Consider the following 13796-nt stretch of genomic DNA (forward strand, 5'->3'; position numbering starts at 1 on the left):
TGAGCGGAGGCAGAAGAAAGGGGCGGGGCCGCTGCAGCGGCCCCGCCCCTTTCTTCTGCCTCCGCTCAGCGGCCCGGCTGGGCCGATGGGGTGGAAAGGCCGGCGGCCGACGCCTCGTCCGCGACCGCCTCCGCGGCGGCCTGCGCAAGCCGCGCCGCCTCGGCCCGATTGCGGCGCGCCGTGCGCAGCGCGTCCCAGGTCAGGACGGTCAGCGCCAGCCACACCAGCGAGAAGCCCGCCCACCGCTCGGGCGGCATGGCCTCGTGGAAGTACAGGACGCCGAGCGAGAACTGGAAGACGGGCGCCAGGTACTGCAGCAGTCCGAGCGTCGACAGCGGCACCCGGATCGCGGCCGCGCCGAAGCAGACCAGCGGGGCCGCGGTGACGATGCCGGTCGCGGCGAGCAGCGCCGCGTGACCCGTGCCCTCCGTGCCGAAGGTGGCGGTCCCGGTCGTGCTCAGCCAGAGCAGGTAGGCCAGAGCGGGCAGGAACTGCAGGGCGGTCTCGGCGGCCAGCGACTCCAGGCCGCCGATGTTGACCTTCTTCTTCACCAGGCCGTAGATCGCGAACGAGAAGGCCAGGGTGAGCGAGATCCACGGCGGCCGCCCGTAGCCGACCGCGAGGACCAGCACGGCCGCGAAGCCTATGCCGACGGCCGTCCACTGCGCGGGCCGAAGCCGCTCCTTCAGGAGCAGCACGCCCATGGCGATGGTGACCAGCGGGTTGATGAAGTAGCCGAGCGAGGCCTCGACGACCTGGCCGGAGTTGACCGCCCAGATGTACAGGCCCCAGTTGACGGTGATGACGGCCGCGGCGAGGGCGAGCAGGCCCAGCTTGCGCGGGGCGCGCAGGAGTTCGCGTACCCAGCCCCAGCGGCGCAGCACGAGCAGCGCGAGGCCGACGACGGCCAGCGACCAGACCATGCGGTGGGCCAGGATCTCGACCGCCCCGGCCGGCTTCAACAGCGGCCAGAAGAGCGGGACCAGACCCCACATGCCGTAGGCGCCGATCCCGTACAAGAGCCCTGCCCGACCCTCGTTCTCCGTCTTCACCGAACCTCCTGACCCGCCTGCCCCGCGTTACGCCGTTCCGACGAAGGTAGCGCCGCGGGGGGCAGGCTGTCATGTCCGTACCGGAATACGGTCATGACTTTCTGGTGAAGGGGGAGCGCGTCCCGCCGTCCGCGTCAGGCGGAGCGGAGCGCCCCGGCGATCGTGTCGGCGATCGGGGTGGTGGGGCGGCCGATCAGCCGGGCGAGATCGCCGCTCGTCGCGGCCAGCGCGCCGCGCTGGATGGCCTCGTCCACGTCCACGAGGATCGCCGCGAAGGGCGCCGGAAGGCCCGCGCCGGTCAGGATGTCCAGGTGTGCGGCGGCCGGGACGTTCGTGTACGCGATCTCCCGGCCGGTCTGGCGGGCGATCTCGGCCGCGTACTCGGCCAGCGACCAGGCGGTGTCGCCGCTCAGTTCGTACACGCGGTTGGCGTGCTCCTCGGCCGGGCCGGTCAGGACGGCGGCCGCGGCGGCGGCGTAGTCGGCGCGCGCGGCGGAGGCGATCCGGCCCTCGGCGGCGTTGGCGACGACCGCGCCGTGCGCGAGGACGGGGGCGAGGTTGGCGGTGTAGTTCTCGGTGTACCAGCCGTTGCGCAGGAAGGTGTGCGGCAGGCCCGAGGCGAGGATCAGCCGCTCGGTCTCCTTGTGCTCGGCGGCCAGCTCGAAGTCGGCCTCGGGGCCGCCGAGGATGCCGGTGTACGCGAGCTGGGCGACGCCCGCCGCCTTGGCCGCGGCGATCACGGCGGTGTGCTGGGGGACGCGGCGGCCGACCTCGTTGGCGGAGATCAGCAGCACCCGGTCGCCGGCCTCGAACGCGTCCGCCAGGGTCTCCGGCCGGTCGTAGTCGGCGATCCGCAGCTGGACGCCGCGCTCGGCCAGGTCGGCGGCCTTCTCCTTGTCGCGGACCACTGCGGCGACGGAGGAGGCGGGGACGGAGGCGAGCAGCTCGTCGATGACGAGGCGGCCCAGCTGTCCGGTGGCTCCGGTGACGACGATGCTCATGGCGTTCTCCTGGGTGGGGTCGGTGGGGGCGTTCTCGGGGTGTGCACTCACCGTACGAGGGGCGCGAACTTTTTGAAAGTACCCACTTTGAAGTAAGGTACTGGTGTGAAAGTAAGCGTGAATGATCCGATGTGCCCCTCGCGACTCGTCCTGGAGCACGTCACCAGTCGCTGGGGCGTGCTCGTCCTGGCCGCGCTCCTGGAGCGCTCGTACCGCTTCAGCGAACTGCGCCGTGCCATCGGCGGCGTCAGCGAGAAGATGCTCGCCCAGACGCTCCAGACCCTGGAGCGGGACGGCTTCGTGCACCGCGACGCCAAGCCGGTCATCCCACCGCGCGTCGACTACAGCCTCACCGTGCTCGGCGAGGAGGCCGCCCGGCAGGTCTGGGAGCTGGCCCGCTGGACCGAGCGCCGGGTGCCGGCCGTGGAGGAGGCGCGCGCGCAGTACGACACGGCCCGTCGGGCGAAGTGATCTGGCTCACAGCTGTCACAAGGATCGGTCAGCCGGTGTCTTGAGGGCGAACGCTTCTCAGCGAGGGAGACACACCATGACCGGCAACACTGACGTGATCGTGATCGGCGGCGGGTACGCCGGAGTCATGGCGGCCAACCGCCTGACGCAGCGCGACGACGTGACCGTGACCCTGATCAACCCGCGCTCGACCTTCGTCGAGCGGATCCGGCTGCACCAGCTGGTGGGCGGATCCCACGACGCGGTCGTCGAGTACCGCGAGGTGCTGGCCGACGGCGTGCGGCTCGTGGTCGACACCGTGACGGAGATCGACGCGGCCGGGCGCGGCCTGACGCTGGCGACCGGCGGCACGGTCGGATACGACTACCTGGTCTACGCGGTCGGCAGCGGCAGCGCCGATCCGAGCGTGCCCGGAGCCGCGGAGTTCGCCTACCCGATCGCCGCCCTGGAGGACGCCCAGCGGCTGCGTCCGGTCGTCGCCGCCGCGTCCGCCGAGGCCCCGGTGACCGTGGTCGGAAGCGGTCCGACCGGCATCGAGACCGCCGCCGAGCTGGCGGAGGCGGGCCGCAGGGTGACCCTGGTCTGCGGCGAGGTGCTCGGCCCGTACCTGCACCGCCGGGGTCGGCGCGCGGTCGCCGGGCGGCTGGCCGAACTCGGGGTGACCGTGCTCCAGGGCCCCGGCGCGCGGGTGACGGCGGTGACCCGCGATGCCGTGCACCTCGGCGACGGCCGCGAGCTCCCGAGCGCGGTGACCATCTGGACCGCCGGGTTCGGCGTGCCGGACCTGGCCGCGCGCAGCGGGCTGAGCACCGACGCCCTCGGCCGCCTCCTCACGGACGAGACGCTGACCAGCGTGGACGACGAGCGCATCGTCGCGGCCGGCGACTCGGCGGCCCCGTCGGGCCTGCCGCTGCGGATGAGCTGCCAGGCCGCGATGCCGCTGGGCGCGCGGGCCGCCGACACGGTTCTCAGCCGGATCGACGGCGAGCGGCCCGCGACGCTCAACCACCTGTTCGCCGGCCAGTGCATCAGCCTGGGCCGGCGCGCCGGCATCTTCCAGTTCGCGCACCGCAACGACGTCGCGCTCTGGTTCCACATCGCCGGTCGCTCTGGTGCGAAGATCAAGGAATTCGTGTGCAAGGGCACCGTCAAGCAGCTGGCGGACGAGGGGCGCAAGCCCGGCGCGTACGGCCTGCACAAGGTCTCGGGAGGCGCCAAGCGCGGGCAGGCGCTGCAGGCCGAGCGCGCCGCGGCGCCGGCCACCGCTGATCTCGGGGCTGCGGCCGCCGGCTGAACGAGGGGGCCCCGGCCTCCGCCTGGACGAGGGGCCCCGGCCTCCCGCTGAACAAGGGGAACGAGACATGAGCGACCACGCCACCGATGCGGCGACGGAGACGTTCGTCGCCCACCGCAACCTGCTCTTCACCGTCGCCTACGAGATGCTCGGCTCGGCGGCCGACGCCGAGGACGTCCTCCAGGAGACCTGGCTGCGCTGGGTCAAGGTCGACCTGGACCAGGTGCGCGACCAGCGCGCGTACCTGGTGCGGATCACGACCCGGCAGTCGCTCAACCGGCTGCGCACCATGTCCCGCCGCAAGGAGTCGTACGTCGGCCCCTGGCTGCCCGAGCCGCTGCTCACCGCGCCGGACGTGGCCGAGAACGTCGAGCTCGCCGAGAGCCTGTCGGTGGCGCTCATGCTCGTCCTGGAGACGCTCTCGCCGACCGAGCGGGCGGTGTTCGTGCTGCGCGAGGTCTTCGATGTCGGCTACGACGAGATCGCGGCCGCCGTCGACAAGACCCCCGCGGCCGTCCGCCAGATCGCGCACCGCGCCCGCCGGCACGTCGACGCCCGCCGCCCCCGCGAGACGGTCTCCGCGAGGGAGACCCAGGCGGCACTGGAGTCCTTCCAGCGGGCGCTCGAAACCGGCGAGGTGCAGGCCCTCCTCGACGTGCTCGCCCCCGAGGTCGTCCTCGTGAGCGACGGCGGCGGCGTCAAGCAGGCCGCGCGGCGGCCGGTCATCGGCGCCGACAAGGTGGCCCGCTTCATCGTCGGCGGCGCCCGCAAGAGCGGCGCCGTGATCACCGTCGAACCCACCGTGGTCAACGGCAACCCGGCCCTCCTCGTCCACGTGGGCGGCGAGCTCGACGGCATCCTGGCCGCCCGGGTCGAGGACGCCCGCATCACCGGCCTCTACTTCGTCCGCAACCCGGAGAAGCTGACCCGCGTCGAGTCCGAGACCGCGCTCACCCTGGGCTGACCGCTGCTGATCGGTACGAGGAAGGGCGCCCCCGCGGGGGCGCCCTTCCTCGTACGGCGTGGACGCTCGGCTAGCCGACGACCGTCCATGTGTCGTTGCCGGTCAGCAGCGCGCCCAGATCGCCCTTGCCGTTCTGTTCGATCGCCGCGTCCAGCTGGTCCGCCATCAGCGTGTCGTACACCGGCCGCTCCACCGACCGGAACACCCCGATCGGCGTCTGGTGCAGCGTGTCCGGGTCGGCGAGCCGGCTGAGCGCGAAGGCCGTCGTCGGCGACGCGGAGTGCGCGTCGTGGACGAGAATCTGGCTCTCGTTCGCCGGGGTCACCTCGACGACCCGCAGGTCACCGGTCTGCGCGTCGCGGACCACGCCCTTGCGCAGCTCCGTGCCGAAGCGGATCGGCTGCCCGTGCTCCAGCCGGATCACCGCCTCCTCGGCCTGGTCCTTGTCCTTCAGGACCTCGAACGCGCCGTCGTTGAAGATGTTGCAGTTCTGGTAGATCTCCACCAGCGCCGTGCCGGGGTGGTCGGCGGCCTGCCGCAGCACCTCGGTGAGGTGCTTGCGGTCGGAGTCGACCGTCCGCGCCACGAACGAGGCCTCCGCGCCGAGCGCCAGCGACACCGGGTTGAAGGGCGCGTCGAGCGAACCCATCGGCGTCGACTTGGTGATCTTGCCGAGCTCGCTGGTGGGGCTGTACTGGCCCTTGGTGAGGCCGTAGATCCGGTTGTTGAACAGCAGGATCTTGAGGTTCACGTTGCGGCGCAGCGCGTGGATCAGGTGGTTGCCGCCGATCGACAGCGCGTCGCCGTCGCCGGTCACCACCCAGACGGACAGGTCGCGGCGCGAGGTGGCCAGGCCCGTCGCGATCGCCGGGGCGCGGCCGTGGATGGAGTGCATCCCGTACGTGTTCATGTAGTACGGGAAGCGGGACGAGCAGCCGATCCCGGAGACGAAGACGATGTTCTCCTTCGCCAGGCCGAGCTCCGGCATGAAGCCCTGCACGGCCGCGAGGACCGCGTAGTCGCCGCAGCCGGGGCACCAGCGGACCTCCTGGTCCGACTTGAAGTCCTTCATGGACTGCTTGGCCTCGGCCTTCGGCACCAGGTTCAGGAGTGACTCAGTCATCGATGGCCTCCTTGAGCGCCGCGGCCAGCTGCTCCGCCTTGAACGGCATGCCGTTCACCTGGGTGTGACTGCGCGCGTCGACGAGGTAGCGCGCGCGGACGAGGGAAGCCAGCTGCCCCAGATTCATCTCCGGGACGACGACCTTCTCGTACCGCTTCAAGATCTCCCCGAGGTTCTTCGGGAAGGGGTTCAGATGGCGCAGGTGGGCCTGGGCGATCGGGCGGCCCGCGAGGCGCAGCCGGCGCACGGCGGCGGTGATCGGCCCGTACGTGGAGCCCCAGCCGAGGACCAGCGTCTTCGCGCCGTCCGGGTCGTCGACCTCCAGGTCGGGCACGTCGATGCCGTCGACCTTCGCCTGCCGGGTGCGGACCATGAGCTCGTGGTTGGCCGGGTCGTACGAGATGTTGCCCGTGCCGTCCTGCTTCTCGATGCCGCCGATGCGGTGCTCCAGGCCCGGCGTGCCCGGCAGCGCCCAGGGGCGGGCCAGGGTCTCCGGGTCGCGCTTGTACGGCCAGAAGACCTCGGTGCCGTCGTCGAGGGCGTGGTTCGGGCCGGTGGCGAAGCGGACGCTCAGGTCGGGCAGCGTGTCGACGTCCGGGATCCGCCAGGGCTCGGAGCCGTTGGCGAGGTAGCCGTCGGAGAGCAGGAACACCGGTGTGCGGTACGTGAGCGCGATCCGGGCCGCCTCGACGGCCGCGTCGAAGCAGTCGGCCGGGGTCTTCGGGGCGACGATCGGGACCGGGGCCTCGCCGTTGCGCCCGTACATGGCCTGCAGCAGGTCGGCCTGCTCGGTCTTGGTCGGCAGACCGGTCGACGGGCCGCCGCGCTGGATGTCCACGATCAGCAGCGGCAGCTCCAGGGAGACCGCCAGGCCGATCGTCTCGGACTTCAGCGCCACTCCGGGGCCGGAGGTGGTGGTGACGCCGAGCGCGCCGCCGAAGGCCGCGCCGAGCGCGGCGCCGATGCCCGCGATCTCGTCCTCGGCCTGGAAGGTCCGCACGCCGAAGTTCTTGTGCTTGCTCAGCTCGTGCAGGATGTCCGAGGCCGGGGTGATCGGGTACGAGCCCAGGTAGAGCGGCAGGTCGGCCTGGCGGGCGGCGGCGATCAGCCCGTAGGACAGGGCCAGGTTCCCGGAGATGTTGCGGTACGTGCCGGTCGGGAACGCCTTCGTGGCCGGGGCGACCTCGTAACTGACGGCGAAGTCCTCGGTCGTCTCGCCGAAGTTCCAGCCGGCCCGGAAGGCGGCGACGTTCGCCTCGGCGATCTGCGGCTTCTTCGCGAACTTGGTCCGCAGGAAGGTCTCGGTGCCCTCGGTCGGCCGGTGGTACATCCAGGACAGCAGGCCGAGGGCGAACATGTTCTTGCTGCGCTCGGCCTCCTTGCGGGAGAGCCCGAAGTCCTTCAGCGCCTCGACGGTCAGCGTGGTCAGGGGCACCGGGTGGACCCGGTAGCCGGCCAGCGAGCCGTCCTCCAGCGGGGAGGTCGCATAGCCGACCTTGGCCATGGCCCGCTTGGCGAACTCGTCCGTGTTGACGATGATCTCGCCGCCCCGCGGCACGTCCCCGATGTTGGCCTTCAGGGCGGCTGGGTTCATCGCGACCAGCACGTTCGGCGCGTCGCCCGGAGTGAGGATGTCGTGGTCCGCGAAGTGCAGCTGGAACGAGGAGACGCCCGGCAGGGTCCCGGCGGGGGCCCGGATCTCCGCGGGGAAGTTCGGCAGCGTCGACAGGTCGTTGCCGAACGACGCCGTCTCCGAGGTGAACCTGTCACCCGTCAGCTGCATGCCGTCACCGGAGTCACCCGCGAAGCGGATGATCACACGGTCCAGACGGCGTACTTCCTTCTCGGCGCCGTTCGTCGCCGGGGCGCTGCGCTGTTCCCCGACGACTGCCTCATTGGCCTCATCGGCCTCGTCGGCCTGCTCGGCCGGGCTACTGACCTGGCTGGTCACTGAACTGGACCTCCTTCGAGGCGGCTGGGTCGCGACCGGATCACCGGTCCTCCCAACGCCAACCCTACGTCGGTAAGGGGCACGGTTCTTCGTTCTCCGTCCGTCTCCGTACGGAATTACCTGACGGTATGTCAGATGAATATGGAGAATTCAAGGAATTTCCAGGGGTGGAAATCTATGAATCGAGATAGGTCAGCACGGCCAGGACCCGTCGGTGGTCCCCGTCGCTGGGGGAGAGGCCCAGCTTCAGGAAGATGTTGCTGACATGCTTCTCCACCGCGCCGTCGCTCACCACCAACTGGCGTGCGATCGCCGAATTCGTCCGGCCCTCGGCCATCAGGCCCAGGACCTCGCGCTCCCGAGGGGTCAGGCCGGCCAGCACGTCCTGCTTGCGGCTCCGGCCGAGCAGCTGCGCGACGACCTCGGGGTCCAGGGCGGTGCCGCCCCGGGCCACCCGGACCACGGCGTCCACGAACTCGCGCACCTCGGCGACGCGGTCCTTCAGCAGGTAGCCGACGCCGGTGCTGGAACCGGCCAGCAGTTCGGTGGCGTACCGCTCCTCCACGTACTGTGACAGGACGAGCACGCCTATCCCCGGATGGTCCTTGCGCAGCTTCACGGCCGCGCGGACCCCCTCGTCCGTGTGAGTGGGAGGCATCCGCACATCGGCGACCACCACGTCCGGGGCGCTGCCCTCGGCGGCGAGCTCCGCCACCGTCTTGACCAGCGCGTCCCCGTCCCCGACACCCGCGACGACCTCATGCCCCCGGTCGGTCAGCAACCGGGTCAGGCCCTCACGCAGCAGCACTGAATCCTCGGCGATGACCACCCGCACCCTGTCTTCCACGACCTGCTGCCCCCATGCTCGATGCGTTGTGCTTCCAGCATCGCAGCTTTGCGGTGGGGTGGGGCGGCAAGAACGATCGGAGTCGGTCAACTGGGGGGCGGCTTGAGCGGGGGTGGAGGGGGCTGCGAGGGGGCCTCAGGCGGGTCAGCCGCGCCAGGGGAGCTCGGCGGTGACGGTGGTGGGGCCTCCGGCGGGCGAGTCGATGGCGAGGACGCCGTCGACGGCGTCGAGCCGCTCGGCGAGGCCCGCGAGCCCGCTGCCTGACTCCATGGAGGCGCCGCCCTGCCCGTCGTCCCGAACCTGGAGCAGCAGCTTGTCGCCGGTCCGCCACACGTCGACCCAGGCCTGACGGGCCCGCGCGTGCTTGGACACGTTCTGCAGCAGCTCGGACACGGTGAAATACGCGATCCCCTCGATCGCAGGGGCGGGCCGCGACGCCAGGTCCACGTCCACCGACACCGGGGCGGTGCAGCGGGCCGCGACGGCGGAGAGCGCGGCGTCGAGGCCGCGGTCGGTCAGCACGGCGGGGTGGATGCCGCGGGCCAGGTCGCGCAGCTCCTGCAGCGCGGTCTTCACCTCGCCGTGCGCCTCGTCGACCATCCGCGCCGCGGCGCGCGGGTCCTCGGCCAGCTTCTCCTTCGCCAGGCCCAGATCCATGGCCAGGGCGACGAGCCGGGCCTGCGCGCCGTCGTGCAGGTCGCGCTCGATGCGGCGCAGGTCGGCGGCGGCGGTGTCGACGACCACGCCCCGGTCCGACTCCAGCTCAAAGACGCGGCTGGCCAGCCGCGAGGGGCCGAGCAGCCCGGCGACCATCAGCCGGTCGACGTTCGCCAGGGCCCGGACGACCCAGGGCGTGACGAGGACGAGGGCGAGGCCGAGGAGCCCGGTGAGGGTCAGCTCGAGGGGCGAGTCGAGGTAGATGCTGTGGGTGGAGTCGCCGTACAGCTGGATGCCGTCCTGGCCGACGAAGACCGGGTAGACCCACATCCAGAGCGGATAGGTCAGGGTGGCCCACCCGTACACCACGAAGACGACGGAGACGGTGAACGCGAAGATCGCCCAGGGCATGTGCAGCACCGCGTACAGCAGGTGACGCCAGGAGGCCCCGCTCTTGAGGACGGCCCCGACCCACGCCATGACGCCGCCCTTCGCGGCGCGCGCCGGCTCGGGGTCGGCGACGTCGAGCCGCAGCAGCCCACGGGCCCGCCCCCGCTCGACGGCCCCGAAGCCCCGGCACATGGCCAGCCCGCCGGCGAGCAGGGGGATGCCGAGAAACGTGATCAGCAGCCCCGCGCCGAGCGCGACGGCGGCGATGGAGAGCCCGAAGTAGAGAACGCTCAGCGGCAGGCTGAGCAGCAGATACCCGAACTCGCGCCAGGTGCGGGCCTCGATCGGCGCACGCAGCGCGGTCGGCAGGCGGTGGTGGGCCATCGACGACGTCCATTTCTATTCGACACGGGCTGGGAGAGGGGCTGCCTCGCTACCCCTCCAGGGTTCCGCCCGGCTGCCCTGCGAACCATGAGGACCGTGGGCGTCTTGGGAGGGGGGTTATCCCCACCCGGGGGTGGGGGAGGGGCTGGGGCCTGGCGGTACCGGGTGTGGGAGCGCCAGGTTCCGGTACGGGCCCGAGGCCTGGCGGTACCGAGACGCAGGAGGGGCCGGGAGCGCGCGGCCTTGAGACCCGGGCGCGTACTGGCCTCGGGTCCTCGGCCCCGCCCAAAACCGGGCCGAGGCCCCTGGCGGTACCGAGACGCGGGGAGGGGCCGGGGCGTGCGGCGTTGAGGCCCGGGCGCGTACCGGCCCGGGGCCGGCGGCCCCGCCCAGCACAGGGCCGAGGCCCACCCCCGCCGCCCGCAGGCGTTACTTCGACGCAGCGCCGCCGCTCGCCGTCGGCCTGGGGCGCCACGGCAGCTCCGCCGTGACCGTCGTGCCCTCGCCCTCCGGGGAGGTCACGACGAAGAGGCCGTCGACCGCGCCCAGGCGGTCCGCCAGGCCCTTCAGGCCGGTGCCGGCGTCGAGGCGGGCGCCGCCCCGGCCGTCGTCCTGGACCTGGATGAGCAGCCGGTCCGGCGTGCGCCACACCTCCACGGACGCGCTGCGCGCCCGCGCGTGCTTGGACACGTTCTGCAGGAGCTCCGAGACCGTGAAGTACGCGATCCCCTCGATCGCCTCCGCCGGCCGCTCGTCCAGGTCGACGGTCACGGTGACCGGCGCCGTGCAGCGGGCGGCGACCGACGAGAGCGCCGCGTCGAGCCCGCGGTCGGTCAGCACCGCCGGGTGGATCCCCCGGGCCAGGTCCCGGAGCTCCTGAAGCGCCAGCTTCACCTCGCCGTGCGCCTCGTCCACCATCGCCGCGGCCGCCTCCGGGTCCTCCAGGAGCTTCTCCTTCGCGAGACCGAGCCCCATCGCGAGCGCGACGAGCCGCGCCTGCGCGCCGTCGTGCAGATCGCGCTCGATCCGGCGCAGGTCGGCCGCCGCAGTGTCGACGACGACCCCCCGGTCCGACTCCAGCTCCGCGATCCGCCGCTCCAGCTCGTCCGACGGCGACAGCAGCCCCCGCACCATCGCCCGGTCGGCGTTCGACAGCGCGCGGGCTATCAGCGGCAGCAGCGGCCACAGCACGATCAGCGAGACCAGCGTCAACGCGAAGGTGAGGATCCCCCAGGGCAGCCGTATGAAGTCGTACAGCACCGTCCGCCACGCCACCGGGTCCTTCAGCCGTGCCCAAGCCCAGCCCAGCAGCCCGCCGCGGCTCGGCGGCAGCGGGCTCGGCTCGTCCACCCGGACCCCGAGCAGCGCCCGAGCCCGGCGCCGCTCCGCGCGGCCCAGCAGCCGCGAACCGGCCAGCCCCATGCCCAGCCAGGGCAGCCCGATCACGGTCACCGACAGCCCGGCGCCGAGCACCACCGTCACGACCACGTACACGAACCCGATCAGCGTGACCGGCAGATTGGCCAGCAGGAACGCGACCTCCCGCCAGGTGCCGCCGTCGAAGGAGGCGATCCGCGCGCGCGGCAGGCGGGCGTCGTCGGCTGACGGAAGGGCCTCGGCCTCGGCCTCAGCCTCAGAGGCAGGGGCGGTGGCGGCCTCGGACTCGGCCTCGAAACCAGTACGGGTGCTCATGTCGAACAGCCTGCCGGGCCGCTGATCACGACGCCATGGGGTTCATGGGTGAGACCGCCCTGGGGATAACCCCAGCCTCCCAGGACCGGGGGCGGCGTCCGCCATGCGGCACGACTGATTACCGTGGACTTATCAGGGCCTAGACTCCCGTGCGTACAGATCGTCGAACGGGCAGGGAGCGAGGGGCGGACGTGCCGGAGACGACAACGCCGACCGCGACGACGACCGTACTCGCGGCCGACTACTTCGAGAGCTACTCGGTCGTGGGACTGCTCGCCGTGCTCGGCGTGCTGTTCGTCGCGATCGCCTTCGGCGCGGGGCGGTTGCTGCGGCCGGTCGTGCCGACGCCGGAGAAGCTGCTCACGTACGAATGCGGAGTCGACCCGGTCGGCGAGGGCTGGGCGCACACCCAGGTCCGCTACTACGTGTACGCCTTCCTCTATGTGATCTTCGCCGTCGACTCGATCTTCCTGTTCCCCTGGGCGACGGTGTTCGCCGCGAACGGATACGGCGCGACGACACTCGTCGAGATGTTCATCTTCCTCGGCTTCCTGGCCGTGGGACTGCTCTACGCGTACAAGAAGGGCGTCCTGACATGGACGTGAGCCCCGCACCCGTGGACCTGCCGGAGCCGAAGCGGCTCGGCGTCCTCTCCCGCCTGGCACCCGAGCCGATGAAGGTGGTCCTGAACTGGGGCCGCCGCTACAGCCTCTGGGTGTTCAACTTCGGGCTGGCCTGCTGCGCGATCGAGTTCATCGCCGCGTCGATGGCCCGCCACGACTTCATCCGGCTCGGCGTGATCCCGTTCGCGCCGGGGCCGCGCCAGGCCGACCTGATGATCGTCTCCGGCACGGTGACGGACAAGATGGCGCCGGCCGTGAAGCGGCTGTACGAGCAGATGCCCGAGCCGAAGTACGTCATCTCGTTCGGCGCGTGCTCCAACTGCGGCGGCCCGTACTGGGACTCGTACTCGGTGACGAAGGGCGTCGACCAGATCATCCCGGTGGACGTCTACGTACCCGGCTGCCCGCCGCGCCCCGAGGCGCTGCTCCAGGGCATCCTCAAGCTCCAGGAGAAGATCGCCCGCGAGAGCCTGGGGGAGCGGTACGCGACGCCGTCGGTGGCGCAGCTGACCAGCGACTTGGTGACCCCGCCGAACCCGGGCGGTGAGAAGTGACGGCGAACGCCTACGACTCCCTTCCGGAAGCCGTGACCGAGGTCTTCGGCCCCGAGGCGACGGCGGAGCAGGCCTACGACCTGCTGACGGTCGACGTGCCGGCCGGCGAGTGGATCGCGGCGCTGACGACCGCGCGGGACGAGCTGGGCTGCACGTTCTTCGACTGGCTGAGCGCGGTCGACGAGACGGGCACGGGCTTTCGGGTCTGCGCGCACGTGGCGGCGCTTGAGGGCGGCCATGTGCGGCGGCTGCTGCTGCGCACCACGGTGCCGCACGACGCGGCGGTGCTGCCCACGGCGGTGGACGTGTACGCGGGCGCGGCCTGGCACGAGCGCGAGACGTACGAGATGTTCGGGGTGACCTTCACGGACCACCCGAACCTGGTGCACCTGCTCCTGCCGGAGAACTTCGAGGGCCACCCGCTGCGCAAGGACTTCGTGCTGGCGGCGCGGGTCGCGAAGGCGTGGCCGGGCGCGAAGGAGCCGGGCGAATCCGAGCACGGCGGCCCCAAGCGCCGCCAGATGCTCCCCCCGGGCGTCCCCGACCCCAATGAATGGGGCCCCCTCAAGGGCCAGCTCCCCCCGGCCCCCGAACGCCCCGCCCGAGCCGCCCGCGCGGCAGGCGACCGCCCGGTCCGCCGCACCCGCACGACGGACGAGGGCTCGGCCAGCCAGGCCGCGGAGGGTACGACGGCCCCGGCGCGCCGTGCCCGTACGGCGGCGGAGGGTTCGGCGAGCCAGGCCGCGGAGGGCACGACAGCTCCGGCCCGCCGCGCCCGTACGGCGGCGGAGGG

General features: G+C 72.0%; 13 protein-coding genes. 6 read left to right on the forward strand and 7 right to left on the reverse strand.

The window, feature by feature from the left end; translation table 11 throughout:
* Positions 1 to 65 precede the first annotated feature (65 nt).
* On the reverse strand, positions 66 to 1052 hold the full coding sequence (gene rarD / locus VIU94_RS30150) for an EamA family transporter RarD (protein ID WP_331916126.1): 987 nt from the start codon (positions 1050 to 1052) through the stop codon (positions 66 to 68).
* 134 nt (positions 1053 to 1186) lie between these two features.
* Positions 1187 to 2053 (reverse strand): NmrA family NAD(P)-binding protein, encoded by an 867-nt coding sequence (locus VIU94_RS30155; RefSeq protein ID WP_331916148.1) that lies wholly within the window; start codon positions 2051 to 2053, stop codon positions 1187 to 1189.
* 129 nt (positions 2054 to 2182) lie between these two features.
* On the opposite strand from VIU94_RS30155, the gene VIU94_RS30160 reads away from it, so the two are divergent.
* From VIU94_RS30160 to VIU94_RS30170, 3 genes are all read left to right on the forward strand, one after another.
* Positions 2183 to 2524 carry a winged helix-turn-helix transcriptional regulator gene (locus VIU94_RS30160; protein ID WP_331916128.1) on the forward strand — a complete coding sequence of 114 codons (342 nt, stop codon included), beginning with the start codon at positions 2183 to 2185 and terminating at the stop codon, positions 2522 to 2524.
* A gap of 76 nt (positions 2525 to 2600) precedes the next feature.
* Positions 2601 to 3818, forward strand: a complete 1218-nt coding sequence (locus VIU94_RS30165) for an NAD(P)/FAD-dependent oxidoreductase (RefSeq protein WP_331916130.1) — start codon at positions 2601 to 2603, stop codon at positions 3816 to 3818.
* Positions 3819 to 3885: 67 nt separating this feature from the next.
* Positions 3886 to 4782, forward strand: coding sequence for an RNA polymerase sigma-70 factor (locus VIU94_RS30170; protein WP_331916132.1), 897 nt, complete (start codon positions 3886 to 3888; stop codon positions 4780 to 4782).
* Positions 4783 to 4852: 70 nt separating this feature from the next.
* Here the strand turns inward: VIU94_RS30170 and VIU94_RS30175 are convergent, their stop codons facing one another.
* The 5 genes from VIU94_RS30175 to abrC1 all read right to left on the reverse strand — a co-directional run bounded on the left by VIU94_RS30175 (position 4853) and on the right by abrC1 (position 11826).
* A complete protein-coding gene (locus VIU94_RS30175; protein ID WP_331916134.1) occupies positions 4853 to 5905 on the reverse strand; it encodes a 2-oxoacid:ferredoxin oxidoreductase subunit beta in 1053 nt (350 codons plus the stop codon).
* The gene (locus VIU94_RS30180) at positions 5898 to 7856 is read right to left on the reverse strand and encodes a 2-oxoacid:acceptor oxidoreductase subunit alpha (RefSeq protein WP_331916136.1); all 1959 of its coding nucleotides are present in this window, start codon (positions 7854 to 7856) and stop codon (positions 5898 to 5900) included. The genes VIU94_RS30175 and VIU94_RS30180 overlap by 8 nt, the downstream gene beginning before the upstream one ends.
* A gap of 175 nt (positions 7857 to 8031) precedes the next feature.
* The gene (abrC3, locus tag VIU94_RS30185; protein ID WP_331916150.1) at positions 8032 to 8691 is read right to left on the reverse strand and encodes a response regulator AbrC3; all 660 of its coding nucleotides are present in this window, start codon (positions 8689 to 8691) and stop codon (positions 8032 to 8034) included.
* A gap of 156 nt (positions 8692 to 8847) precedes the next feature.
* On the reverse strand, positions 8848 to 10134 hold the full coding sequence (gene abrC2, locus VIU94_RS30190) for a sensor histidine kinase AbrC2 (protein WP_331916138.1): 1287 nt from the start codon (positions 10132 to 10134) through the stop codon (positions 8848 to 8850).
* 429 nt (positions 10135 to 10563) lie between these two features.
* Complete coding sequence (gene abrC1 / locus VIU94_RS30195; RefSeq protein ID WP_331916140.1) at positions 10564 to 11826, reverse strand: sensor histidine kinase AbrC1; 1263 nt, start codon at positions 11824 to 11826, stop codon at positions 10564 to 10566.
* A gap of 191 nt (positions 11827 to 12017) precedes the next feature.
* On the opposite strand from abrC1, the gene VIU94_RS30200 reads away from it, so the two are divergent.
* From VIU94_RS30200 to VIU94_RS30210, 3 genes are all read left to right on the forward strand, one after another.
* Complete coding sequence (locus VIU94_RS30200; protein ID WP_331916142.1) at positions 12018 to 12431, forward strand: NADH-quinone oxidoreductase subunit A; 414 nt, start codon at positions 12018 to 12020, stop codon at positions 12429 to 12431.
* Entirely contained in the window at positions 12422 to 13003 is a 582-nt protein-coding gene (locus VIU94_RS30205) for an NADH-quinone oxidoreductase subunit B (protein WP_331916144.1), read from the forward strand. The genes VIU94_RS30200 and VIU94_RS30205 overlap by 10 nt, the downstream gene beginning before the upstream one ends.
* Positions 13000 to 13796, forward strand: a 797-nt coding sequence (locus VIU94_RS30210; protein ID WP_331916146.1) for an NADH-quinone oxidoreductase subunit C, incomplete at its 3' end; no start/stop codon positions are given. The genes VIU94_RS30205 and VIU94_RS30210, both read left to right, overlap by 4 nt.

This window comes from Streptomyces sp., assembly GCF_036566765.1.
GTDB lineage: Bacteria > Actinomycetota > Actinomycetes > Streptomycetales > Streptomycetaceae > Streptomyces.

Excerpts from the sequence above, each read along its gene's own strand:
- VIU94_RS30155 (WP_331916148.1), bottom strand. The coding sequence starts at position 2,053 with ATGAGCATCGTCGTCACCGGAGCCACCGGACAGCTGGGCCGCCTCGTC.
- VIU94_RS30160 (WP_331916128.1), top strand. The coding sequence starts at position 2,183 with ATGTGCCCCTCGCGACTCGTCCTGGAGCACGTCACCAGTCGCTGGGGC.
- VIU94_RS30165 (WP_331916130.1), top strand. The coding sequence starts at position 2,601 with ATGACCGGCAACACTGACGTGATCGTGATCGGCGGCGGGTACGCCGGA.
- VIU94_RS30170 (WP_331916132.1), top strand. The coding sequence starts at position 3,886 with ATGAGCGACCACGCCACCGATGCGGCGACGGAGACGTTCGTCGCCCAC.
- VIU94_RS30175 (WP_331916134.1), bottom strand. The coding sequence starts at position 5,905 with ATGACTGAGTCACTCCTGAACCTGGTGCCGAAGGCCGAGGCCAAGCAG.
- abrC2 (WP_331916138.1), bottom strand. The coding sequence starts at position 10,134 with ATGGCCCACCACCGCCTGCCGACCGCGCTGCGTGCGCCGATCGAGGCC.
- abrC1 (WP_331916140.1), bottom strand. The coding sequence starts at position 11,826 with ATGAGCACCCGTACTGGTTTCGAGGCCGAGTCCGAGGCCGCCACCGCC.
- VIU94_RS30205 (WP_331916144.1), top strand. The coding sequence starts at position 12,422 with ATGGACGTGAGCCCCGCACCCGTGGACCTGCCGGAGCCGAAGCGGCTC.